The organism is Mycolicibacterium arabiense, assembly GCF_010731815.2.
GTDB lineage: Bacteria > Actinomycetota > Actinomycetes > Mycobacteriales > Mycobacteriaceae > Mycobacterium > Mycobacterium arabiense.
Genome location: NZ_AP022593.1, coordinates 1,486,856 through 1,509,550 on the forward strand (window position 1 = coordinate 1,486,856; position 22,695 = coordinate 1,509,550).

Annotated in this window: 23 protein-coding genes; 5 read left to right on the top strand and 18 right to left on the bottom strand. The window is 69.7% G+C overall.

Annotation, left to right across the window (positions count from 1 at the left end; translation table 11 throughout):
- Positions 1–7 precede the first annotated feature (7 nt).
- Positions 8–2,503, top strand: coding sequence for an AMP-binding protein (locus G6N61_RS08840; RefSeq protein ID WP_163924700.1), 2,496 nt, complete (start codon positions 8–10; stop codon positions 2,501–2,503).
- Here the strand turns inward: G6N61_RS08840 and G6N61_RS08845 are convergent.
- The 8 genes from G6N61_RS08845 to rplS all read right to left on the bottom strand — a co-directional run bounded on the left by G6N61_RS08845 (position 2,469) and on the right by rplS (position 8,544).
- Positions 2,469–3,281, bottom strand: coding sequence for an acyl-CoA thioesterase (locus G6N61_RS08845; RefSeq protein WP_163918182.1), 813 nt, complete (start codon positions 3,279–3,281; stop codon positions 2,469–2,471). The two genes, G6N61_RS08840 and G6N61_RS08845, sit on opposite strands and share 35 nt — an antisense overlap.
- A complete protein-coding gene (locus G6N61_RS08850; RefSeq protein WP_163918183.1) occupies positions 3,278–4,483 on the bottom strand; it encodes a CoA transferase in 1,206 nt (401 codons plus the stop codon). The genes G6N61_RS08845 and G6N61_RS08850 overlap by 4 nt, the downstream gene beginning before the upstream one ends.
- Before the next feature lie 48 nt (positions 4,484–4,531).
- A complete protein-coding gene (locus tag G6N61_RS08855) occupies positions 4,532–5,305 on the bottom strand; it encodes an HAD-IIA family hydrolase (protein ID WP_163918184.1) in 774 nt (257 codons plus the stop codon).
- A gap of 49 nt (positions 5,306–5,354) precedes the next feature.
- On the bottom strand, positions 5,355–6,158 hold the full coding sequence (locus tag G6N61_RS08860) for an SDR family NAD(P)-dependent oxidoreductase (RefSeq protein ID WP_163918185.1): 804 nt from the start codon (positions 6,156–6,158) through the stop codon (positions 5,355–5,357).
- 35 nt (positions 6,159–6,193) lie between these two features.
- On the bottom strand, positions 6,194–6,499 hold the full coding sequence (locus G6N61_RS08865; RefSeq protein ID WP_066983311.1) for a DUF2469 domain-containing protein: 306 nt from the start codon (positions 6,497–6,499) through the stop codon (positions 6,194–6,196).
- A gap of 41 nt (positions 6,500–6,540) precedes the next feature.
- Positions 6,541–7,326 (bottom strand): ribonuclease HII, encoded by a 786-nt coding sequence (locus tag G6N61_RS08870; protein ID WP_163918186.1) that lies wholly within the window; start codon positions 7,324–7,326, stop codon positions 6,541–6,543.
- A gap of 8 nt (positions 7,327–7,334) precedes the next feature.
- Positions 7,335–8,090, bottom strand: coding sequence for a signal peptidase I (gene lepB, locus G6N61_RS08875; protein WP_235887612.1), 756 nt, complete (start codon positions 8,088–8,090; stop codon positions 7,335–7,337).
- Between the two features lie 112 nt (positions 8,091–8,202).
- On the bottom strand, positions 8,203–8,544 hold the full coding sequence (gene rplS, locus G6N61_RS08880) for a 50S ribosomal protein L19 (protein ID WP_163918188.1): 342 nt from the start codon (positions 8,542–8,544) through the stop codon (positions 8,203–8,205).
- A gap of 329 nt (positions 8,545–8,873) precedes the next feature.
- On the opposite strand from rplS, the gene G6N61_RS08885 reads away from it, so the two are divergent.
- Entirely contained in the window at positions 8,874–9,818 is a 945-nt protein-coding gene (locus G6N61_RS08885; RefSeq protein WP_163918189.1) for a serine hydrolase, read from the top strand.
- Here G6N61_RS08885 and trmD read toward each other — a convergent pair.
- The 8 genes from trmD to G6N61_RS08925 all read right to left on the bottom strand — a co-directional run bounded on the left by trmD (position 9,815) and on the right by G6N61_RS08925 (position 17,320).
- Complete coding sequence (gene trmD, locus G6N61_RS08890) at positions 9,815–10,492, bottom strand: tRNA (guanosine(37)-N1)-methyltransferase TrmD (protein ID WP_163918190.1); 678 nt, start codon at positions 10,490–10,492, stop codon at positions 9,815–9,817. The two genes, G6N61_RS08885 and trmD, sit on opposite strands and share 4 nt — an antisense overlap.
- Positions 10,493–10,499: 7 nt before the next feature.
- Positions 10,500–11,027, bottom strand: a complete 528-nt coding sequence (gene rimM, locus G6N61_RS08895; RefSeq protein ID WP_163918191.1) for a ribosome maturation factor RimM — start codon at positions 11,025–11,027, stop codon at positions 10,500–10,502.
- A 12-nt stretch (positions 11,028–11,039) separates the two neighbouring features.
- Positions 11,040–11,282, bottom strand: coding sequence for an RNA-binding protein (locus tag G6N61_RS08900; protein ID WP_056548932.1), 243 nt, complete (start codon positions 11,280–11,282; stop codon positions 11,040–11,042).
- Positions 11,279–11,785 (bottom strand): 30S ribosomal protein S16, encoded by a 507-nt coding sequence (gene rpsP / locus G6N61_RS08905; protein ID WP_163918192.1) that lies wholly within the window; start codon positions 11,783–11,785, stop codon positions 11,279–11,281. The genes G6N61_RS08900 and rpsP overlap by 4 nt, the downstream gene beginning before the upstream one ends.
- Positions 11,786–11,989: 204 nt before the next feature.
- Positions 11,990–12,430 carry a nuclear transport factor 2 family protein gene (locus G6N61_RS08910; RefSeq protein ID WP_163918193.1) on the bottom strand — a complete coding sequence of 147 codons (441 nt, stop codon included), beginning with the start codon at positions 12,428–12,430 and terminating at the stop codon, positions 11,990–11,992.
- 48 nt (positions 12,431–12,478) lie between these two features.
- The gene (locus tag G6N61_RS08915) at positions 12,479–13,711 is read right to left on the bottom strand and encodes an osmoprotectant NAGGN system M42 family peptidase (RefSeq protein ID WP_163918194.1); all 1,233 of its coding nucleotides are present in this window, start codon (positions 13,709–13,711) and stop codon (positions 12,479–12,481) included.
- A 71-nt stretch (positions 13,712–13,782) separates the two neighbouring features.
- Positions 13,783–15,507, bottom strand: coding sequence for an N-acetylglutaminylglutamine synthetase (ngg, locus tag G6N61_RS08920; protein ID WP_163918195.1), 1,725 nt, complete (start codon positions 15,505–15,507; stop codon positions 13,783–13,785).
- A 1-nt stretch (position 15,508) separates the two neighbouring features.
- Positions 15,509–17,320 (bottom strand): N-acetylglutaminylglutamine amidotransferase, encoded by a 1,812-nt coding sequence (locus G6N61_RS08925; RefSeq protein WP_163924701.1) that lies wholly within the window; start codon positions 17,318–17,320, stop codon positions 15,509–15,511.
- A 151-nt stretch (positions 17,321–17,471) separates the two neighbouring features.
- Between G6N61_RS08925 and G6N61_RS08930 the strand changes: the two genes are divergently transcribed.
- Positions 17,472–18,347, top strand: a complete 876-nt coding sequence (locus G6N61_RS08930; RefSeq protein WP_163918196.1) for a D-alanyl-D-alanine carboxypeptidase family protein — start codon at positions 17,472–17,474, stop codon at positions 18,345–18,347.
- A 101-nt stretch (positions 18,348–18,448) separates the two neighbouring features.
- Positions 18,449–19,267, top strand: coding sequence for a D-alanyl-D-alanine carboxypeptidase family protein (locus G6N61_RS08935; RefSeq protein WP_181017719.1), 819 nt, complete (start codon positions 18,449–18,451; stop codon positions 19,265–19,267).
- On the opposite strand, the gene G6N61_RS08940 is transcribed toward G6N61_RS08935, so the two are convergent.
- Positions 19,254–19,949: a cyclase family protein gene (locus tag G6N61_RS08940; protein WP_163918197.1), complete on the bottom strand. Its 696-nt coding sequence runs from the start codon at positions 19,947–19,949 to the stop codon at positions 19,254–19,256. The genes G6N61_RS08935 and G6N61_RS08940 overlap by 14 nt on opposite strands.
- A 101-nt stretch (positions 19,950–20,050) precedes the next feature.
- On the opposite strand from G6N61_RS08940, the gene G6N61_RS08945 reads away from it, so the two are divergent.
- Complete coding sequence (locus G6N61_RS08945) at positions 20,051–21,613, top strand: diflavin oxidoreductase (RefSeq protein ID WP_163918198.1); 1,563 nt, start codon at positions 20,051–20,053, stop codon at positions 21,611–21,613.
- Here the strand turns inward: G6N61_RS08945 and G6N61_RS08950 are convergent.
- Positions 21,610–22,692: an amidohydrolase family protein gene (locus G6N61_RS08950; protein ID WP_163918199.1), complete on the bottom strand. Its 1,083-nt coding sequence runs from the start codon at positions 22,690–22,692 to the stop codon at positions 21,610–21,612. The two genes, G6N61_RS08945 and G6N61_RS08950, sit on opposite strands and share 4 nt — an antisense overlap.
- Positions 22,693–22,695: the final 3 nt, after the last annotated feature.

Below are 22,695 nucleotides of genomic sequence, written 5' to 3' on the forward strand. Positions count from 1 at the left end.
CGGCGCCATGATGTTCGAACGGCTCGTCGACCACCTCGCCTGCCACGGCGACGACGTCGCGGTGATCACGGCCGAGGAGACCGTCAGCTATGCCGAACTCGCGACCCGGGTCGCGGCCAGGGCTGCCGAACTGGGCACGCGGCGCAAGCTCGTCCTCCTCGAGACGCGCAACGACCTCCCCACGCTGGTGACCTACCTCGGCGCGCTCGCAGGCCACCACGTCGTGCTGCCCGTCCCTGCGGGCGGCGACCACCGGTCGGTCGTCGAGACCTACCACCCGGACGTCATCGTCGCCGACGGCGTCATCGCCGAGGGACCACGCCACCGTCCCGCCCCCGAACTCCACCCGGACCTGGCCCTGCTGCTCTCGACGTCCGGCAGCACCGGCTCTCCCAAGCTGGTGCGGTTGTCCCGGTTCAACCTCGCCGCCAACGCCGAGTCCATCGCCACCTACCTCGACATCACCCGAACCGACAGGGCCGCAACGACTCTGCCGATGTCGTACTGCTACGGGCTGTCGGTGATCCACAGTCATCTCCTGCGCGGGGCCGCACTCGTGCTTACCGAACTGTCCGTGGTCGACGACGACTTCTGGGAGTCGTTCCGTATCAGCGGCGCAACGTCGTTCGCGGGCGTACCGCACACCTTCGAACTGCTCGACCGGATCGGCTTCGAGGCGATGTCGCTGCCGAACCTGCGCTACGTCACCCAGGCCGGCGGACGGCTCGACCCGGACCGCGTGCGGCGGCTCGCCGATCTCGGCGCACGCTCGGGGTGGCGATTCTTCGTCATGTACGGCGCCACCGAGGCCACCGCGCGCATGGCCTACCTGCCGCCGGAACTCGCCCACGATCATCCCGAGTCGATCGGCGTCCCGATCCCCGGCGGCTCGTTCCGCATCGAACCGGTCGACGGCATGCCCGACGGCACGGGCGAACTCTGCTACCGCGGTCCGAACGTGATGATGGGCTATGCCCGCACCGCCGCCGACCTCGCCTCCGATGCCGGGGTCGAAGAACTGCGCACCGGCGACGTCGCCCGCCGACGCCCCGACGGCCTCTACGAGGTGGTGGGCCGCAGCGACCGGTTCGTGAAGCTGTACGGGCTGCGCATCGACCTGCAACGCGTCGAGTCGGCCCTGCACGCAGACGGCGTCACCGCGATCTGCACCGACGGCGACGGCCTCTTGATCGTTGGTGCCGCCGCACGTCCCCAGGACTACGACGTCGCGGCGTCGGCGGCCGACGCGTCAGGGCTCCCCCGTGCGGCGATCCGGGTGGTCGACGTCGACGAGATCCCGCGGCTGTCCACCGGCAAGCCGGACTACCGCTCCCTGCGGGAGCGCGCTGCCGAGCGGGCCACCGACGACGCCCGCCTTGACCTGCGTGGCCTGTTCGCCGACGTGCTGCAGATCGACGCGGCCGACATCGACCCCCACAGCAGCTTCGTCGACCTCGGCGGCAACTCGCTGTCCTACGTCGCCATGTCGGTGCGGCTCGAACGCGCACTCGGGCACCTGCCCGCGGACTGGCAGCGACTGCCGTTGAGCGAGCTGGAATCCGCTCGCAGGACCCGCCGGTGGTGGGGAACGACGCTCGAGACCAGCGTGGCACTGCGTGCGGCGGCGATCGTCCTGGTCGCCGGATCGCACGCCGAGCTGTGGGTGCTGTGGGGCGGCGCGCACATCCTGCTGGGCGTGGCCGGTTACAACTTCGGCCGCTTCTGCCTCACGCCCCTGCCACGCGCCACCCGGGTGCGCCACCTGGTGAGCACCATCGCGTGGATCGCCGTGCCCGCGATCGCGTGGGTGGCGTTCGCGCTGGTGGTCACCGACGACTACGCGGCGTCGAATCTGTTGCTGGCCAACAAGTTCCTCGGTCCCGACGACAGCATGACCGCAGGGCGGCTGTGGTTCGTCGAAGTCCTGGTGTGGACCCTGGCCGGGCTGGCGCTGCTGTGCGCAACGCGGTGGGGCGACCGCGCCGAACGGCGGTGGCCGTTCGGCGTCGCCGCGGCATTCCTCGCCCTCGGCATGGCGCTGCGGTGGGACGTCTTCGGCATCGGGCTGGGCAAGGCCGCGTGGTTCACCATGCTGGCGTTCTGGTTCTTCGCGATCGGCTGGGCCGCCTCGAAGTCGTCGACGGTGTGGCAGCGGCTCGCCGTGACCGCGGTCCTCGCCGTCGGCATCGTCGGGTACTTCGGCCAGCCCAACCGCGAGGCGCTGGTGTTCGTCGGTCTGGCGCTGCTGATCTGGCTGCCTGCCATCCGGTGCCCGTCGGCGTTCACGGTCACTGCCGGTGTGATCGCCGAGGCGTCGCTGTTCATCTACCTGACGCACTACCAGGTGTATCCGCTGTTCGGCGAACACAGGCTCGTCGGCGTGCTGGCTGCGATCGTCGTCGGCATCGTGGCGACCCGTCTGGTGACGGTGACGCGCAGGTGGGTCCGGGGGCGTACGCCCAGCGGGCTCAGTCGGCGGCAGGCTGCTCCCGCTCGGCGATGAGCCCCTCCTGGGCGAGCGTGGCCGTGATGACCCCGTCGGACCCGATGAGGCTGCCGGTGATGACGCCGCGACCGCGCGCCGCCGCCGGCGAGCGGGTCTCCAGCAGGTTCCAGCGGTCGGCGTGCACCCGACGGTGGAACCAGATCGACGAGTCGGTCGTGCCGCTTCGGTGCGTGCGCGCCACCATCGAGTGACCGTGCACGGCCAGCGCCGGGTCGATCATGTAGACGTCGCAGACGTACGCCGCGATCACCGTGTGCAGCAGTGCGTCGTCGGGCACCGGGACGGTCACACGCCACCACAGCCGCCGCACGAACTCGCCCGTGGACCGGTCGTCGTCGAGTCGGATGTCGATCTCGTCGAGCGGCATCGACGGCGCGGGGCCGGCAGGACCGGTGCGCGGCAGCGCCTCGGGGTCACCGGGCATCACGTCGCGACGCCCGTGCTCGGGACCGGCCATCGGCGCGGCGAACGACACGGTGGCGGTGGTCAGCAGGCGGCCGGCCTGGGTGGCGTCGACGCGTCGCGCGGCAGCGGTGCGGCCGTCGAACACATCGGTGACGGCGTAGTCGACGGCGTCACCCGCCTCACCGCCCCGCAGGAACTGCAGGTGCATGCTGGTGGGCTGCTTCTGCGGCGCGACCGTGCGGGCAGCCGCGGCGAGACTCTGGCCCATGAACTGACCGCCGAACGCCCGTTTCCCCTCGGGCCCGCTGGCCGGGCCGACCCAGGTGGTCCCGTCGCCGTGGACGTCCAGGAGCGCCAGCAGGGCGCTCATGCCACGGTCCCCGCGTCGGTCAGCGCTCGGACGTCGTCGTCGGACAGTCCCAGGCGGTCGCGCAGTACCGCCGCGGTGTGGTCACCCAGTTCCGGTGCCGGCACCGCCGCCGGATAGGTGCCGTCGATCGCCACGGGGAGGCCGGGCGCCAGATGCGTGCCCACCCGCGGTTGATCCAGCGAGGTGAACAGCGGGTTGTCGGTCACCTTGGCGTCGGTGACGACGTCGGCGAAGGTGCGGTACCGCTCCCACAGGATCGACGTCGAGGACAGCGCCTCGGACACCTGGGCAGCGCCGTGCGCGGTGAACCATACGGTGAACAGCCCCGTCAGCGCGTCGCGGTACCGGTAGCGGTCACCCTCGTCGGTGAAGTCGGCGCCCAGCGCCACGCCAAGGGCGGCAACGGCTTTCGTGGTGCCGGTCAGCTCGGTCAGATCGCGGAAGTGCCGTCCGGTGAGCGCCACCACCATGAACGACTCGCCGTCGGAGCTGGTGAAGTGCTGACCGTACTGGCCGTAGATGGAGTTGCCGATCCGGGACCGCGATGCGCCGTTGACCATCACCTCGGTGAGGAAGCCGAGGTTGCCCGCCGTGGCGAGCGCGACGTTCTCCAGTGGGATCGAGACGCGCTGCCCCGACCCGGTCGCGTCACGGTGGCGCACGGCGGTGACGACGGCGAGCGCCGTGTACAGCCCGCACGCCACGTCCCACGCGGGCAGGACGTGGTTGACCGGGGTCGCCAGCGCGGTGGGGCCGGTGACCATCGGGAACCCGATGCCCGCGTTGACCGTGTAGTCGACGCCCGTGCCGCCGTCGGCGCGGCCGGAGACCTCGACGTGGATGAGGTCGGGCCGCAGCCGCTCCAGGGTTTCGTGCGAATGCCATTGCCGCCCGGCGACATTGGTGATCAGGACGCCCGCGTCGGCGATCAGGCGCTGAATCAAATCCTGCCCCTGCTGGGAGCGGACGTCGACGGCCACCGACTGCTTGCCCTTGTTGAGGCCCGCCCAGTAGATGCTGGTGCCGTCGTCGGTGAGAGGCCACCGGTGGTAGTCGGCGGCGCCGCCGACCGGGTCGACGCGGGTGACCTCGGCGCCCAGCTGGGCCAGCGTCATGCCGCCGAGTGGCACCGCCACGAAACTCGAGATCTCGATGATCCGCACGCCGGCCAGCGGCCGGGTGGGGTCGGGTCGGTCGGTCATGCGATCACGATATGGGGCTGCGTGTTCACCGCCACCACGGACGTCGCGTCAGACGAGGTCGATCACGTCGGCGATGGAGTCGAACACTCGGCTGGGCCGGAACGGATAGCGCTCGATGTCGTCGCGCGTCGTAGAGCCGGTGAGCACCAGGATGGTCTCCAGGCCTGCCTCGATGCCCGCGACGACGTCGGTGTCCATTCGGTCGCCGATCATCACGGTGCCCTCGGAATGGGCCTCGATGCGGTTCATCGCGCTACGGAACATCATCGGGTTCGGCTTGCCGACGAAGTACGGCTCCCGGCCCGTGGCCTTGGTGATGAGCGCGGCGACCGAGCCCGTGGCGGGCAGCGGCCCCTCCGCCGACGGTCCGCTCACGTCGGGGTTCGTGGCGATGAAGCGCGCCCCGCCCAGGATCAGGCGGATCGCCTTGGTGATGGCCTCGAACGAGTACGTGCGCGTTTCCCCCAGCACGACGAAGTCCGGGCCGACGTCGGTCAGCGTGTACCCGACGTGGTGCAGCGCCGTGGTCAGGCCCGCCTCGCCGATCACGTACGCCGAGCCGCCCGGCAATTGGTCGTGCAGGAACGCCGCCGTCGCCAGCGCCGAGGTCCAGATCGACTCCTCGGGCACGATCAGCCCCGACCGAGCCAACCGCGCAGCCAGGTCACGCGGGGTGAAGATCGAGTTGTTGGTGAGTACCAGGAAGGGCCGCTGCCGGTCGGTGAGCGCCTGCAGGAACTCGGCGGCTCCGGGCAGGGCGTGCTCCTCCCGGACCAGAACGCCATCCATGTCGGTCAGCCAGCACTGCGGTGTGGTGCTCATGCGTCCAGTCTCGCAGGTACCACCGCCTCGGTACGGCGCTCGGCCGGACTCAGCGGATGACTGCCGGATGCGGAACCCGCGGCGCGCCGAATGCCTCCCGATGCGACGGCGGCCAGCGGCCACCCTCGTCGGTGATGTCGTAGCGCGCGGCCAGTTCGGCGCCGATGTGGGTGCGGCCACTGAGGTCGGGCAGTTCGGGGTCGCGGTAGAGCGCGTCGATCACGTAGCCGGTGAACTCCGGTGTCTCGGCGTGTTCGGCGGTGCGGGCCAGCGCGTCGGGATGCCCGTCGAAGGCGCGGCGGAACTTCTCGGTGAGCAGGATGCCCATCCAGATCGACGCGGTGGCGACGCCCGTCCCGGCGAAGTCGACAGCCATGTCGGCGGCCAGCTTGTCGACGCCGGCCTTCTGCGCCCCGTATGCGGGCCCGTGCATGTAGCAGACCGCCCCGGGTGACGAGGTGAACGCGATCAGACCGTGTCCGCCGCGCACCAGCAGCGGTGCCGCGTACCAGGACGCGACGTACGCCGACCTCAGGCCCACGTCGAGGACGTCGACGAGGTGAAGAGGCTTGTCCCAGAACGGCTTCGCACCGGTCAGCTGGTCGTCGATCGCGGCGGCGTTGTTCACCAGCAGGTGCAGCGCACCGGCGTCCCGCTGCACGCGCGCGAACAGGGCTTCGACCTGCGCGTCGTCGCGGTGGTCGACCGGCACGGCGATGCGCCCGTCGCCGGGATCGGTGATCGTGCGCCCCGTGACGTAGACCTGCCAGCCGCACCGCAGCAGCGCGGTCGCGATGCCGAGCCCGGCACCACGGCTGGCGCCGGTGACCACGGCGACGGGCGCGTCGGTCACGTCACTCGGGAAGCTGCGTCACTGCAACAGCCATGTCACTCGGGAAGCCTCAGCTCCGGCTTCTCGACTTCTTCGATGTTGACGTCCTTGAAGGTGATCACGCGTACCTGCTTGACGAACCGTGCGGGCCGGTACATGTCCCAGACCCAGGCGTCGGCGAGACGGAGTTCGAAGTAGACCTCGCCGTCTGCGTTGCGCGGCACCATCTCGACGCTGTTGGCCAGGTAGAACCGGCGCTCCGTCTCCACGACGTAGCTGAACTGCCCCACGATGTCCTTGTATTCGCGGTACAGCGAGAGTTCCATCTCGGTTTCGTACTTCTCGAGATCTTCGGCACTCATCGGTTCAGCGGTCCTCCGGTCGGTATCCGATCCATCTTCCCTCAGCCCCATTCCGTGCGCTGCGTCGGCTCCTCGTCGGGCAGGGATTCGAGCCCGACGCCGTCCCATTCCAGGTCGCCGCCGCGCACCGTGACCTCGTTGAGGCCAAGATCCTCCCCGTCGCTGCGCTCGCCCCAGGAACCCGCCCGGCGCACGTTCACGAACGAGTACCGGTGCTCGCTGCACGGCCCCAGCTCGGCCAGTGCCGCGGTGTGGGTGGACGTGCAGTACCCCTTGTGGACGGCGAAACCGTAACCGGGGTGGGTCTTCTCCATCTCGACCATCAGCCGGTCACGACTCACCTTGGCCAGCACGCTGGCCGCGGCGATGCAGGCGGCCGCCGCGTCGCCGCCGATCACCGGAAGCGATGGCATGGGCAGGCCGGGAACCCGGAAGCCGTCGCTCAGCACGTAGCCCGGTCGCAGCGGCAACCCCGCGATCGCCCGCCGCATGCCCTCGATGTTGGCGACGTGCACGCCGCGCCGGTCCACCTCGGTCGAGGGGATGAAGACGACGTGATAGGCCAGCGCATACCTGCGGATCAGCGGGAACAGCCGTTCGCGCTCCCGTTCGGTGAGCTTCTTCGAGTCGTCGAGTGCCGCGAGGCTCTCGAGCCGGTTGGGTCCGAGCACGCAGGCGGCGACGACCAGGGGCCCTGCGCAGGCACCGCGTCCGACCTCGTCGACACCGGCCACCGGGCCGAGACCGCCTCGATAGAGCGCTGATTCGAGTGTGCGCAGACCCGCGGACTTGCGGATCACGGTGCGCGGGGGCCAGGTCAGAGCCACGGGGACACTTACTGCGAGGTCTGCGGATTCACGCTGGACACGCCGCCCCAGCGGCCAGGAGGCCAGGCGATGAACCGCGCCTTGCCGATGACGTTGTCCACCGGAACCGTGCCCGCCATCGGATCGCCCGTGCAGAGCAGGCCGCGCTGGGCGTCGGCGGGCAGGTTCGTGCAGTGCGCGCGCGAGTCGGCGGAGTGGGTCCGGTTGTCGCCCATCACCCAGAGCCGGCCGTCGGGCACCGTCACCGGTCCGAACTCGTTGCCGAGGCAGGGGTAGATGGCGGGATCGGCCATCATCGTGTTCGGATCGAGGTACGGCTCGACGAGCTTCTTGCCGTCGACCGTCAGACCGGTCGCCGCGCGGCACTCGACGGTTTGACCGCCGGTGGCAATGATGCGCTTGACTAGATCGTTCTCGTCCGGCGGCACGAAGCCGACCACGGACAGCGTGTTCTGTACCCAGCGCAGCGCCGGGTTGTCGGAGCGGATCGACTTGTAGCCGACGTTCCACGCGGGCGGGCCCTTGAACACGATGACGTCACCCGGCTCGGGTTCGCCGAAGCGGTAGGTGACCTTGTCGACCATGATGCGGTCGCCGACGCATCCCGGGCAGCCGTGCAGCGTCGGTTCCATCGACTCGGACGGAATCAGGTACGGCCGCGCGACGAACGTGAGCATCACGTAGTACAGGACGATCGCGATCGTCAGGAGGATTGCCGCTTCGCGCAGAGCGCCGCGCTTCTTCTTCGGCGGATCGGCTTCCACGCCATCGCCAGAGGTTACGTCGGTCTCGGCAGCGTCTGCGGCGTCGGCGGATCCGGTCACGCCAACAGAGTAGCCACGAAGGTGATCAAGCTACTGAACCCAGCAGCGCGGGTCAGCGCTTCTCCTTGATCTTGGCCTTCTTGCCGCGCAGCTCGCGCAGGTAGTAGAGCTTCGCGCGACGGACGTCACCGCGGGTGACGACGTCGATGTGGTCGATGTTGGGCGAGTGCACCGGGAAGGTGCGCTCGACGCCGACGCCGTAGCTCTCCTTGCGCACGGTGAAGGTCTCGCGCACGCCGCCGCCCTGGCGGCGGAGCACGACGCCCTTGAACACCTGCACGCGCTCCTTGGAGCCTTCGATGACCTTGACGTGCACGTTGAGAGTGTCACCGGGGCCGAAGGTCGGGATGTCGTCGCGTAGCGACGTCTGGTCGACGAAGTCCAGCGTGTTCATCGGAGACACTTCCTGTCGTGTGGGCCGGGGTGCGGCATCGCGGTCGCGACGCAGCACCAGACCGATTGTCATGCGTACGTGTGAGGTGCGTCCCGCAGCAGACCGTGGCCGATGGTGACGTGAGCCTCGAGCCGTGCGCGGACAACTGCTCAATTGTGCCAGACGGCCCCCCGAGCGGCGAAATCGCGTCGATGCGCATTTCCTCGCCCCGCACCCCCGGCGGGGAGCGATTAGGCTTGAAGCCGCGGGCCAGGAGCGCGAGCACCCCGCCCGACCGGCCCCGGGCCGATCTCAGAACGCGTCCAGACTAACCATTCCGGAGGAGCGCCATGCACCGGCAGCCGTCGAAGCTGCTGATGGTCACGGCCGCAGCCGCAGCCGTGGTCACGGTGGCGGCGGGTTGCGAGGCGAGGGTCTACGGAAACCCGCCACCCAACCCCGAGGCGCCACAACTGACCGTGGTCGCACCGCTGGGCGACATGGCACCGTTGCCCGAGGCTCCCCCCGACCAGCCACCCCGGACGTTCCTCGGCCTGGCCGACCGCGAGCGCCTGGCCACCGCTGAGGCCGCAGAGGCAGGCGCCGACGTCACCGCCGCGGTCCTCGACCGCAACACCGGTGAACTGATCACCAACGGCAGCAACGAGACCATCGCCATCGCGTCGGTGGTCAAGCTCTTCATCGCCGACGACCTGCTGCTGCAGGTGGCCAAGGGGCAGACCGAACTGTCGCCCGCCGACCGCAAGATGCTCGACGTCATGCTGCGGTCGTCCGACGACAGCGCGGCCGAGGTGTTCTGGAATCGCAGCGGCGGCAGCGCGATCATCAACCGCGTCGTCGCGCGCTACGGGCTCGGTTCGACGCGACCGCCGAGCAACGGCCGGTGGTTCAACACGATCAGCACGGTGACCGACCTGGTGCGCTACTACGACATGATGCTGGCGGGCACGGGCGGGCTGCCGTCGGAGCAGGCGAGCATCATCCTGTCCAACCTGGCGGCGTCGACGCCGACCGCTCCCGACGGCATGGTGCCCGGCGGCGTGTACCCGCAGCGCTTCGGCATCCCCGAGGGCCTGCCCGGTGAACCCGTCGCGGTCAAGCAGGGCTGGATGTGCTGCGTGCGCGGCGACTGGATGCACCTGTCCACCGGTGTGGTCGGCCGGGACCGGCGCTACGTCGTCGCGATCAGCTCGATGCAGCCCGCAGGCGCGGACGAGGCGCGTCAGACCATCACCCAGGCGGTCAAGACGATGTTCCCCGAGGGCCGGATCTAACCGAGCAGGTCCGGTCGGCGCTCCCTGGTGCGCTCCAGCGACTGTTCCCGCCGCCACGCCTCGATCTTCGCGTGGTCGCCCGAGAGCAACACCGGCGGCACGTCGAGCCCCCGCCAGCTGGCAGGCCGGGTGTAACTCGGCCCTTCGAGCAGTCCGTCGGAATGCGAATCCTGTTGGTGCGAGGCCGGATTCCCGATGACCTCGGGCAGCAGCCGGACGACGGCCTCGATCATGACCAGGGCCGCGGACTCGCCGCCGTTGAGGACGTAGTCGCCGATCGACACCTCCTCGACCCGCATGCGCCGCGCGGCGTCGTCGGCGACGCGCTGATCGATGCCCTCGTAGCGGCCGCAGGCGAACACCAGGTGCTGCTCGGTGCTCCACCGCTGCGCGGTCGCCTGGCTGAACAGCCGGCCCGCGGGCGTCGGAACGACGAGAAGCGATTCGGCAGTACAAATCTCGTCGAGAGCGGCACCCCACACCGGCGCCCTCATCACCATGCCGGGCCCTCCCCCGTACGGGGAGTCGTCGACCGAACGGTGCACGTCGTGGGTCCACCCGCGCAGGTCGTGCACGCCCAAGTGCACCCGGCCGGACTCGATGGCCCTGCCGGGCAGCGACTGTCGCAGCGGCGCGAGGTAGTCGGGGAAGATCGTGATGACGTCGACGCGCACGTCGCGCCTACAGGTCTTCGATGTTCAGCAGACCGTCCGGCGGGTCGATCTCGATCAGCCGGTCCTGCCGCGACACCGACGTCACGATCGCCCCGACGAAGGGCACCAGCACCTCGGCGCCCTCGTCGGTCTTGACCGACAACAGCTCCCCCGCTGCGGTGTGCAGGACCTCGGCGACGACGCCGACGTCGGCTCCGGCGACCGTACGCACCCGCAGCCCCTCGAGTTCGTGGTCGTAGAACTCGTCGGGGTCGTCGATGGGCGGTAGGTCGGCGGTGTCGACCAGGAACAGCGTGCCGCGCAACGCGTCTGCGGCGTTGCGATCGGCGACGCCCTCCAGGCGCACCAGCAGCCGACCCGCGTGGTCGCGCACGGACTCGACGACGAACGGCCGCTCGGGTCCGTTGCGACCCACCTTGCCGCGCAGCGTGATTCCCGGAGCGAACCGGGTGTCGGGGTCGTCGGTGCGAACGTCGACCACCACCTCACCGGTCACGCCGTGAGCCTTGGCGACCCGCCCGACCACGAGGTCCATGAACGGTGTTCGTTACTGGTCGGTGTCCACCACGTCGACGCGGATACCGCGACCGCCGATGCCGGCGACCAGGGTGCGCAGCGCCGTCGCGGTACGACCGCCGCGACCGATCACCTTGCCCAGATCGTCGGGGTGCACGTGCACCTCGACGGTCCGGCCGCGGCGGTTGGTCACGAGGTCGACGCGAACGTCATCCGGGTTGTCGACGATTCCGCGCACCAGGTGCTCGACGGCGTCGACGACGACAGTGCTCATTCGGCAGCGGGTGCGTCGGCCTCGGCGGCCTCGGCGGCGGCCTCAGGCGTCTCACCCGCGGTGACGGGCGCCTCATCAGCGGTCACAGGGGTGTCGGCCTCGGCCTTGGCGGCCGGAGCCTTCTTCTTCTTCGGCGTGGTGGCAGCGCCGGTGGGCGCGTCGTCCGCGGCGGCCAGAGCGGCGTTGAACAGGTCGAGCTTGCTGGCCTTGGGCTCCTTGACCCGCAGGGTGCCCTCGGCGCCCGGGAGGCCCTTGAACTTCTGCCAGTCACCGGTGATCTTCAGCAGGGCCAGCACGGGCTCGGTCGGCTGCGCGCCGACGCTCAGCCAGTACTGCGCGCGCTCGGAGTCGATCTCGATGAGGCTCGGCTCTTCCTTCGGGTGGTACTTGCCGATGACCTCGATGGCGCGTCCGTCGCGACGGTTGCGCGCGTCGGCGACCGAGATGCGGTACTGGGGGTTGCGGATCTTGCCGAAGCGGGCGAGCTTGATCTTGACAGCCATGTCGAACTACTACTCCTGTGATTGCCACGCTTGCAATTCAGCGACTCGGGCAGGTTGCCAGGTCCGGTTTTGCACTGCGTGTGTGACCGCCGCGCGGCGCATCGAGCGATTTCACTCGAACCGTGTCGCGGGGCAGACAGCCGCCCATTGTGCCAGAGCGTGCTGGTCAGATGGAAATCGCCGCCGCCGGGCGGTCACATCCGATCAGACGATCTTGTCGAAGCACTTGGTCTCGACGCGCCGCGTCATCCGCCAGCCCTGCTCGGTGCGCACGAACTCGTCGTCGTACCAGAGCCCGCAGAACATGATCCGCCCCGGCGCCTCGGGCGAACCACCCAGCATCATCGGGTTGAAGCAGATGATGCGCGACTTTGCGGTGACCGCAGTGGCGTCGCGCGTGATCTTCACGTCGTAGTTCCCGATCAGGTGGGAGTACGCCGGGAAGTTCGGCAGCACCTCGGCCAGCCACTTCTTCACGTCGCCGAACGTGCCGTCGATGCCGCCCATCGCGCGGTAGTCGATGTAGGCGTCCGGGGTGAACACGTGGTCGAGGTCGTCGAACCGCCGGTTGTCGATCGCCGTCGAGTAGTCAACCAGCAGCTGCTGGATTTCGAGGCGGTCGGAGATCTCTTCGAGGCTCAGCACACCAAGAGTTCTACCGCCATCGACCGTTCCGGCGCAGCGAATGACCGATCAGGCCTGCGGACCCTCGGCAGGCGGCCACTGCTCACCCGACCACTCGCCCGGCTCGGTGAAGTCGCCGCGCGACAGCGGCACCCACTGCTCGCTGGGCGCGGGCTGCTTCGACGACGGGAAGTCGCGCAGCTTGCCCGACGGGTGGGCGTCCCAACTGCCGAAGGTCAGCGGCGTCTGCATCCAGCAGTTCAGCAGGTTGTAGGTCGCCTCCAGCGACTGCAGGTGCGTGCGCTCCCACCCGTGGCTGCCGTCGAGCCCGAAGCCCACCAGCGCCGCACGGGTGCCAGCCCCTGCCTCGATCGCGGCCGCGGCGTCGGAGCGGTAGTAGCGGAACACGTCCCGCGCGTGCGGGATGCCGTGGTCCTCGGCGAGGCGGCACAGCTTGCGGGTGAGGTGGTAGTCGAACGGGCCGTGTAGATCGGCCATCGGGATCGTCACGCCGTCCTCGATGGAGTGCTGCCCTGGCGCGCACACCGCGTTGTCCACCGAGATGAGTTCGGCGACGTCCGGCGGCAGACCGTGGCTGGCGCCGTGGCCGACCTCTTCGGTGATCGTGACCATGATCGTGGTGCGGTGCGGCAGCACCATCTCCTTCTGGGCGACGGTGCGGGCGAGCGCGAGCGCCACCGCGACACCGGCCTTGCCATCGAGGTGGCGGGACACGATGAACCCGTCCTCGGTGAGTTCGGGGCTGGTGATGAACGCGACGAAGTCGCCGACGTTCAGGCCGAGGCGCTGCAGATCCGCGCGCGAGGACACCTTGCGGTCGACGCGCACCTCGACGTGCTCCCAGTCGGTGGGCTGGGTGTCGATCTCGTCGCCGAACGCGTGCCCACTCGCCTTGAGCGGCATGACCGTTCCGGTGATGAACGCGTCGGGATCGCCGCCGAAGATGCGGACGCGTGCGCCTGCTGCGAACCGCGCCGAGAACGTGCCGACCGGCACGAGTTCGAGGCGGCCGTTGTCCTTCAGGTCGCGGACCATGCAGCCGATGGTGTCGGCGTGCACGACCAGCGCACGGTCGATGGTGTCCGACTCGCCCGGCAGCTCAGCGGTCAGCGCTCCACGCCGGGTCAGCGTGAACGGCACGCCGAGGCCGTCGAGGATGTCGCCGATCAACTGCATCACCGCGTCCGTGCGACCCGACGGGCTCGGGGTCTGCAGCAGCGCCAGCAGCGTGTCGACCATCCACGTTCGGTCGTCCACGGGCATGGCCGCGATTTCGGACACGTTTGCTCCTTCGAGGCTCGGTTCGACAGTGCGTCCCCACGCGGGTGACGCTCAGAGATCGTAGGCCCTCGCTAGGTCTGCTCCACGGGGCCCGGTTGCCACGCCCACGGCGTCGCTGCGGTCCTCGGGAATAGCAGGTCCACGAACGCCTGCGCAGTGGGGCGGGGCTCGTGGTTGGCCAGGCCCGGCCGCTCGTTGGCCTCGATGAAGACGTACTCGTCCTCCCCGATGTCGGGCACCATGAGATCGATTCCGGTGACCGGGATCCCGATGGCGTCGGCGGCGTCGACGGCGACCTTGGCCAGCTTCGGGTTGATGTCGTCGGTGACGTCGACGATCGTGCCGCCGGTGTGCAGGTTGGCAGTGCGACGCACCACCAGGCGTTCGTTGGTGGGCAGGATGTCGTCGAGCTTCCAGCCGGCTTCCTGCACGGTGTCCTCGGTCAGCGCGTCGACCGGGATGACCGACTCGCCGTGCGTGGCGGCCGACCGTCTGCGGCTCTGCGCCTCGATCAGCTGCCGGATGGTGTGCGTACCGCTGCCCACGACCTCAGGCGGCCGCCTGACCGCCGCGGCGACCACCTTGCCGTTGATGACGACCAGACGCAGGTCCTCGCCCTCGCACCGCTCCTCGACGATGACGTCCGGGCAGTGCTTGGCCGCCCACTCGATCGCGCGGTCGAGGTCGTCGGGCTTGCTCACACCCACGGTGATCCCGGCGCCCTGCTCACCCCGTGCGGGCTTGACCACGACCGACCCGACCTCGCGCATGAACTCGTAGTCCTCGCGGTCGAAGGTGGCCGTACGTCCGCGCGGCACCCGGATGCCTGCGTCCGACACCACCTTGCGTGCCACGCGCTTGTCGTCGCAACGGCTCATCGCGACGGCATTGGTCAACTCCGACAACGACTCTCGGGTCACGATGCTGGTGCCGCCGTGCGTGAGCCGCAGGTACCCGCCCTTGCCGTCGAGTACCTCGACGGCGATGCCGCGCATGATCGCCTCGTCGGCGATGATCCGCGCATAGGGGTTGAGTTCGGCGAGACCCTCCTCCTCCTGGACCGGGGCGAACAACTTCTCGTTGATGGCGTTCTTGCGCTTGATGCCCAGTGGCGGCACCCGCTCGAACCCCATCCGCTCGTACAGCGCGATGGCGCCCTCGTTGTCATGCAGGACCGACAGGTCCATCTGCGACCGGCCGCGGCGGACGAACTCCTCGACCAGCGAGCGCACCAGCAGGCCACCGACGCCCGGCCGCGACACCGTCGGATCGACGGCCAGACACCACAGGCTCGAGCCGTTCTCCTCGTCGTCGAACAGCATTCGGTGGTCGATTCCGGTGACGGTGCCGATCACGGCACCCGTCTCGTCGTCGGTGGCGACCAGGTAGACCATGTGCGGTTCGGACTCGGCGTTGCGCCACATCAGGTCGACGTCCGCGGGCACCATGCGGCACTGCACGTAGATGTGGTTGATGGCCGCGCAGTCCTCGAGCGAGGTGACGTTGCGCACCGACACCCCCGTGACGTCCGCGGGGCGATAGTCGCCCGGACGGTCGAAGGTCAGCCGGTAGGTGAAGCTGGGGTCGATGAAGAACTCGTGTGGGTGCAGCGCGACGAACACGTGCGGCGCGTCGAGGTACATCCCGATGTCGCGCCGGCCGCTCGCCTCCCCACGCAACGCGTTGCCGAACTCCTGGGGGTCGGCGAACGTCTGGCCGAACACCAGCCGCCCCCAGCCCAGGTCCTGGACGACGCCCTGGGTGGGCTCTGTCTGGTCGGCTGTCTGCGAGGTCACGTCATCCGTTTCCGTCGACGTGGCGGGCCAGCCACAGTTCGAGCAGCCCGACCTGCCACAGCGGGTTGCCGCGCAGCGGGGTGAGGTTGCCGTTCGGGTCGGCCAGCAGCCCGTCGACCGCCTTGGCGTCGAACAGCCCGCGCGACCGCGCGGCGTCGCTGTGCAGGGCGTCCCGGACCAGGTCCAGGTACGGGCCTGCGAGGTGCTTGAGCGCCGGCACCGGGAAGTAGCCCTTGGGCCGGTCGATGACCTCGGCCGGAATCACCCGCCGCGCCGCCTCCTTGAGCACGCCCTTGCCGTCGTGGGCGGTCTTCAGCCCGGGCGGGCAGGTGGCCGCCAGTTCGACCAGCTCGTGGTCGAGGAACGGCACCCGGCCCTCGAGCCCCCACGCCATCGTCATGTTGTCGACGCGCTTCACCGGATCGTCGGTGAGCATCACGGTGGTGTCGAGGCGCAGCGCGCGGTCGGTGGCCGTGGCCGCGCCGGGATGCGAGAAGTGCCGCAGCGCGTACTCGCCCGAGGCGTCGTGGTCGAGCCGCCACCGTGGTTGCAGCAGGCCGTTGAGCGCCTCGTGGTCGCGGTCGAAGAAGGCGGGCCGGTACCGGCTCAGTGCATCCGCGGGGTCACCGTCGGCGGCGTAGGCCATCGGCGGGTACCAGTGGTAGCCGGCGAAGATCTCGTCGGCACCCTGGCCGGACTGCACCACCTTGACGTGCTTGCTGACTTCCTCGGACAGCAGGTAGAACGCGACGCAGTCATGGCTCACCATCGGCTCGCTCATCGCGCCGATCGCACCGGACAGCGACGGCAGCATGCGCGCGGTGTCGATGCGGATCTGGTGGTGGTCGGTGGCGAAGTGCCTGGCGATCACGTCGGAGTACTTGAACTCGTCGCCCTCTTCGCCGCCCGCCGCCTCGAAGCCGATCGAGAAGGTCTTCAGTCCGTGCTGGCCCGCCTCGGCGAGCAGGCCCACGATCAGACTGGAGTCCAGGCCGCCCGAGAGCAGACATCCCACCGGAACGTCGGCGACGAGGCGCCGCTCCACCGCGGTGCGCAGCGACGCCAGCACCGCCTCCTGCCAGTCCTGTTCCGACCAGCCAGCCCGTTCGTCGGACCGCTCGAACACCGGCTCCCAGTAGGTCTTCTCCGAGCGGGACCCGTCGGGCTCGATGCGCATGAGCGTGCCGGGCGGCAGCTTCCGCACGCCCTTGAGGATCGTGTACGGGGCGGGCACCACGGAGTGGAAGCTGAGGTAGTGGTGGAGCGCGACCGGATCGAGGTCGGTGTCCACGCCGCCTGCCGCGACGAGAGCGGGCAGTGAGGACGCAAAGCGCAGCGCCCGGCTCCCGTCGGGCTCGACGACGTCGGCCCAGTACAGCGGCTTCACCCCGAGGCGGTCGCGGGCCAGCAGGACGCGGCCGCTATCGGTCTCGGTGACGGCGAACGCGAACATGCCGAACAGATGCTCGACGACGCGCTCGCCCCACTCCTTGTAGCCCTTGAGGACCACCTCGGTGTCGCTGTGGGAGAAGAAGCGGTAGCCCTTTCCGATCAGCTCACGCCGCAGTTCGGGGTAGTTGTAGATGCAGCCGTTGAACGCGACGGTCAGGCCGAGTTCGGGGTCGTGCATCGGCTGGTGACCGTGGCTGGACAAGTCGATGATGGCCAACCGGCGGTGGCCCACCGCGATGCGGTCGCTCGACCACATGCCGGAGCTGTCCGGGCCGCGCGTGACCATCGCATCGGTCATGGCCGCGACCGCCGTCAAATTGGCCGGTCGCCCCGTGGCGATCTCGCCGGCGATGCCGCACATGAAGTCACATACCTCTCGTCGTCGGGGCGACGGGGTTGGTGAATTCATGGTGAATCAAGATCGTCACCCGCGCCGCTCGAATAGCCCGGGAACCATGGGGCCAAACACGACCTGCGTCACACTCAGGTCCTCGGGTTAGGCTCCTGGACCCATGGGCAAGTATGCGGCCGCTCTCCTCGGCTGTCTCGTTGGCGTGTTCGTCCTCACCGCACCCACGGCCGTCGCCGACGTCGACATTCAGCCGGCCGGAGCGGTCCCGGTGCCCGACGGTCCCGCCCCTGCGTGGATCGTCGCCGACATGGACACCGGCCAGATCCTGGCCGGGCGCGACCAGTACGTGACCCATGCCCCTGCCAGCACCATCAAGACCCTGCTCGCGCTCGTCGCGCTCGACGAGCTGCCGCTCGACGCGACCGTGGTCGCCGACGAGTCCGACACGCAGGTGGAGTGCAACTGCGCCGGGGTCGCCGCGGGCCGCACCTACACCGCGGGCGAACTCCTCGACGGCCTGCTGCTGGTGTCGGGCAACGACGCGGCCAACACACTCGCCCACATGCTCGGTGGCACCGACGCCGCGGTGGCGAAGATGAACGCCAAGGCCGCCGCGCTCGGGGCCGCCGCGACCAGGGCCGGATCGCCGTCGGGCCTCAACGGGCCGGGCATCGACGGCTACACCACCCCGCACGACCTCGCCGTGATCTTCCGCGCAGCGCTTGGCAACCCGGCGTTCGCCGCGATCACCTCGGCCCGCACGGCCCCGTTCCCCACCGAGACGGGCACCATCACCCTGGTCAACCAGAACGAGATGCTGTTCCGCTACCCCGGCATGCTGGGCGGCAAGACGGGATTCACCGACGTCGCCCGCAAGACCTACGTCGGCGCCGCAGAGCGCAACGGCCGCCGCCTCGTCGTGGCCATGATGTTCGGCCTGGTCCGCGAGGGCGGCCCCACCTATTGGGATCAGGCGACCAGCCTGCTCGACTGGGGCTTCGCCCAGGACCGCTCGACCGGGATCGGCGCCCTCTAGCGATTCGTGGAGCATTTCCCGCGGTGGGCGCGGGTGAGACTCCTCGAATCGCGATCTGAGCGAGACCGGATCGAGTCCATCCGACCGTAGCGTCGGCGTTCGTGCGGACACTCTTCGCGGCGATGGCCCTCGCCCTCGCCACGATGCTGACCGCGTCGCCCGTCCTCGCGACCGCACAGCCCAACGTCGAACCCGCCGCCGCGATCGCCGACGGCCCCGCCAAGGCGTGGCTGCTAGCCGACCTCGACACCGGCGCGGTGCTGGCGTCGAAGGACCCGCACGGTTCCTACGCGCCGGCGAGCACGATCAAGGTGCTGCTCGCGATGGTCGTGCTCGACCACCTCAGCCCCGACAACTTCGCCCGCGCCAACCAGTCGCACACCCAGGTCGAGTGCTCGTGCGTCGGGCTGGTGCCGGGCCAGCCGTACACGACCCGCCAGCTGCTCGAGGCGCTGCTGATGGTGTCGGGCAACGACGCGGCCAACATGCTGGCCGACATGCTGGGCGGGCAGCGCGTCGCGGTCGCGGCGATGAACCGCAAGGCCGCGAGCCTGGGCGCCCGCAGCACGCGCGCCTCGTCGCCCTCGGGTCTCGACGGCCCGGGATGGGAGTCGGTGACGACGCCGCACGACCTGGCGATGATCTTCCGCGCAGCGCTGACCTATCCGATGATCGCCCACGTCCTGCGGCAGCCGTCGGCCCGCTTCCCCGGCAAGACACTCGCGGCGCAGAACGAGTTGCTCAGCCGCTATCCCGGCGATCTGGGCGGGAAGACCGGCTACACGAACCTGGCCCGCAAGACCTACGTCGGTGCCGCCCAACGCGGGACGCGACGGCTGGTCGTGGTGCAGATGTATGGCAGCGGCGACCTCTACGGCCAGGCCGTCGCCCTGCTCGACTGGGGTTTCAGCCAGCCCTGACCGGCAGCTCGGCGAACGCCCGCACCGGGAACGTCCCGAAGCCCTCCACGGCGGGCGGCGCGGCGGTGAACCGGGCACCGGTCTCCGGCACGTCGCCCAGACGCGTCAGGTGCTCGACGACGTGGACGCCGGCACCGAGCAGCACGGTGTGGGCGGGGCGCTCGCCACCGGACTCGGTGTCGTCGATGTTGAGCGAGTCGATGCCGACGAGTACGGCGCCGGCGTCGACGAGGTAGTCCGCGCCGTCGGCGGTGAGGAACGGCGCGCCGGAACCGTATGCGGGCGTACCGAAGTGACGATCCCACCCGGTGTGCAGCAGCACGGCGGCACCGCGTACGTCCCGGCCGGCCAGCGCGTCGGGACCGATGCCGCGTCGGTGAGCGCTCCAGTCCTCGACGAGGTGGTACACCTCGGCTCGCAGGCCGACGAGGCTCTCCAGGTCGAGGCCGGCCAGATCGCGTCCGTCGGCGTAGCGGTGGAACGGCGAATCGAGGTAGGTACCGGTGTTGCCGATCATCGTGATGACGTCCATCGCGAACTCGGTGCCCGGCGCGTACTTCTGGCGGGAATCCGCACGGGTCAGGTGGGGTTCGATGACCGGCGCGGGCAGTCCCGGGTAGGTGATCAGTCCCGCGCGGATCGGGTGGCTGAGGTCGACGACGCGGCGGGGCTGCTCGGGCATGCCGCCGAGAGTATCGAAAGGGAGGCCCCCACCGGACATTCCAGCGAAGTAAGGTCACCCTAATCCGGCGCAGACGGCGTCGATCGACCCCGAGGAGCCAGGTGACCGACGGACCCGACTTCTCGCTGATCGTGGCCTACGGCACGGACATGGGGAACTCCGAAGACGCCGCCATGACGTTCGCCGAGGGCGCGGCCGCCGCGGGCATCGCGGCCGAGGCCGTCGAGTTGAACCAGGTCGACTACGCCGACCTTCGGGCGGCCACCCACTTCGTGGTCGTGTGTTCGACGTTCGGCGACGGGGAGTTCCCCGACAACGCACTGCTGTTCTGGGAGGCGCTCGCGGCCGAGGATGCCGAGCGCCTCGATCAGCTGAGCTTCGCGGTGCTGGCACTCGGCGACACGTCCTACGACTTGTTCTGCAACGCAGGCAAATTGCTCGACGAACGGTTGGAGGCGCTGGGCGCCACGCGGCTGACCGAGCGGGTGGACGTCGACGGCTTCTACGACGAACCGGCCGCCGCGTGGACCACCGACGTCGTCAAGCTCCTGCAGGAGGCGCAGAACGCGCCGGCGCCCACCCCGCTCGCCGACGCGCCGTCGACCGAGGCCGTCGCAACTGCGAACCGCGAGCGCCACCTACCCGTCGACACCCGGGTCACCGTCAACCGGCTCCTCACCGCCCCGGAATCCGACAAGGAGGTGCGGCACTACGAGATCGACCTCACCGGCACCGGGATCACCTACCGTGCAGGCGATTCCCTCGCAGTGCATGCCACCAACGATCCGGTCTTGGTCGACGCGCTGCTCGCCCAACTCGGCGTGGGACCAGACCACGTCGTCCCCGATCACGACCAGCCGCTCGGCGTGCTGCTGACCGAGCACCGAGAGATCCGCATCCCGTCGCGGGCTCTGCAGGATGCCGCAGGCGACGCAGCGTACGGCGAGGACGTGCTCGACCTCGTGAAGCGGGCCCACCTCACCGTCGACGAGGTCGTCGATGCGTTGCGCCCTTTACAGTCTCGCGACTACTCGATCGCATCGAGCCCACTCGCCCACCCCGATTACGTCCACCTGACGGTGGCCACCGTGCGCTACGCCGCGGGCGACCGGCGGCACGGCGGTGTGGCGTCGACGTTCCTCGCCGACCGCGGCGACACGCTGCGAGTCCAACTGCGGCCCAACAACAACTTCCGCCTTCCCGCCGACGACGTACCGATCATCATGGTCGGACCGGGCACCGGCATCGCACCGTTTCGGGCGTTCCTGCAGGAGCGCCAGGCCACCGGAGCGTCGGGCCGGTCATGGTTGTTCTTCGGCGACCGCCGACGCCGGACCGACTTCCTCTACGGCGACGAGCTGGAGGGCTTCGCGGCCTCGGGCGCGCTCACCCGCCTCGACCTCGCCTTCTCGCGCGACGGGTCCGGCGACGCCCCGAAGACGTATGTCCAGCACCGGATGCGGGAGCACGCCGCCGAACTGTTCGGATGGCTGCAGGACGGCGCGCACCTCTACGTCTGCGGCGACGAGAAGCGCATGGCCAAGGACGTGGACGAGACGTTGCGCCGCATCATCCAGACCGAGGGTGACCTGAATGCAGAATCGGCGCACGCCTACGTCAACGACCTGATCAAGACCCACCGCTACGTGCGCGACGTGTACTAGCGAAAGACCCTGCCGCGCAGCATGACCAGCGCGGGGTGGTCGAGCACGCCCGGTTGCCGGGGATCGTCGGCGTAGCAGACCAGGTCGGCGGGAGCGCCGTGTTCGAGCGCGGGTCTACCCAGCCAGGCACGCGCACCCCAGCATGCGGCGCCCAGGGCGTCCGTCGCCGACAGTCCGACAGTGCGCAGCGCGGCGACCTCGTCGGCGATGCGACCGTGGGCGATCATGCCGCCCGCATCGGTGCCCGCGAAGATCGGCACTCCGGCGTCGTGGGCCGCGCCGACCCGTTGGTGGCACGTCGCGTACAAGTCGCGCATGTGCTTGGCGTACGTCGGGTACTTGCTTGCCGCGTCGGCGATTCCGGGGAAGTTCTCGATGTTGATCAGCGTGGGGACCAGCGCGGTGCCGTGCTCGAGCATCAGCTCGATCACGTCGTCGGTGATGCCGGTGCCGTGTTCGATGCAGTCGATGCCCGCGTTGATCAGCCCGGGCAGCGCGTCCTCGCCGAAGACGTGGGCGGTGACGCGCGCGCCCTCCGCGTGCGCGGCCGCGATCGCATCGACCAGGACGTCGTCGGACCACAGCGGCGCCAGATCGCCTGCGCCACGGTCGATCCAGTCCCCCACCAGCTTCACCCAGCCGTCGCCGAACCGGGCCTGTTCGGCGACCGCGGCGGGCAGCTGCGACTCGTCCTCGACGTCGATGGGCACACCGGGCAGGTAGCGCTTGGGACGGGCGATGTGCCTGCCCGCGCGGATGATGCGCGGCAGGTCGTCTCGGTCGTCGAGGCTGCGGGTGTCCACCGGCGACCCGGCGTCGCGCAACAGGAGCGCACCGCGGTCGCGTTCGGTCTCGGCCTGCTCGACGGCCTGGTCGAAGTCGACCGCCCCGCCGGGGCCCAGCCCGACGTGGCAGTGCGCGTCGACCAGACCGGGGATGATCCAGCCGCCATCCCCGTCGGCTCCGAACACCGTCTCCGCGTTGGCGATCGGCTCGGCGCTCAGCACGCCGAGGTCGATCCACCACTGCACGGGCTCACCGTCGGGCAGTGCCCGGCCGCGGACGTGCAGCGGAGTCATCGC

Coding starts and splice junctions, on each gene's coding strand:
- G6N61_RS08840 (WP_163924700.1), top strand. CDS start 8: ATGATGTTCGAACGGCTCGTCGACCACCTCGCCTGCCACGGCGACGAC.
- G6N61_RS08845 (WP_163918182.1), bottom strand. CDS start 3,281: ATGAGCGCCCTGCTGGCGCTCCTGGACGTCCACGGCGACGGGACCACC.
- G6N61_RS08850 (WP_163918183.1), bottom strand. CDS start 4,483: ATGACCGACCGACCCGACCCCACCCGGCCGCTGGCCGGCGTGCGGATC.
- G6N61_RS08855 (WP_163918184.1), bottom strand. CDS start 5,305: ATGAGCACCACACCGCAGTGCTGGCTGACCGACATGGATGGCGTTCTG.
- G6N61_RS08865 (WP_066983311.1), bottom strand. CDS start 6,499: ATGAGTGCCGAAGATCTCGAGAAGTACGAAACCGAGATGGAACTCTCG.
- rplS (WP_163918188.1), bottom strand. CDS start 8,544: ATGAACACGCTGGACTTCGTCGACCAGACGTCGCTACGCGACGACATC.
- G6N61_RS08885 (WP_163918189.1), top strand. CDS start 8,874: ATGCACCGGCAGCCGTCGAAGCTGCTGATGGTCACGGCCGCAGCCGCA.
- rimM (WP_163918191.1), bottom strand. CDS start 11,027: ATGGACCTCGTGGTCGGGCGGGTCGCCAAGGCTCACGGCGTGACCGGT.
- G6N61_RS08900 (WP_056548932.1), bottom strand. CDS start 11,282: ATGAGCACTGTCGTCGTCGACGCCGTCGAGCACCTGGTGCGCGGAATC.
- rpsP (WP_163918192.1), bottom strand. CDS start 11,785: ATGGCTGTCAAGATCAAGCTCGCCCGCTTCGGCAAGATCCGCAACCCC.
- G6N61_RS08925 (WP_163924701.1), bottom strand. CDS start 17,320: ATGTGCGGCATCGCCGGCGAGATCGCCACGGGGCGACCGGCCAATTTG.
- G6N61_RS08930 (WP_163918196.1), top strand. CDS start 17,472: ATGGGCAAGTATGCGGCCGCTCTCCTCGGCTGTCTCGTTGGCGTGTTC.
- G6N61_RS08940 (WP_163918197.1), bottom strand. CDS start 19,949: ATGCCCGAGCAGCCCCGCCGCGTCGTCGACCTCAGCCACCCGATCCGC.
- G6N61_RS08950 (WP_163918199.1), bottom strand. CDS start 22,692: ATGACTCCGCTGCACGTCCGCGGCCGGGCACTGCCCGACGGTGAGCCC.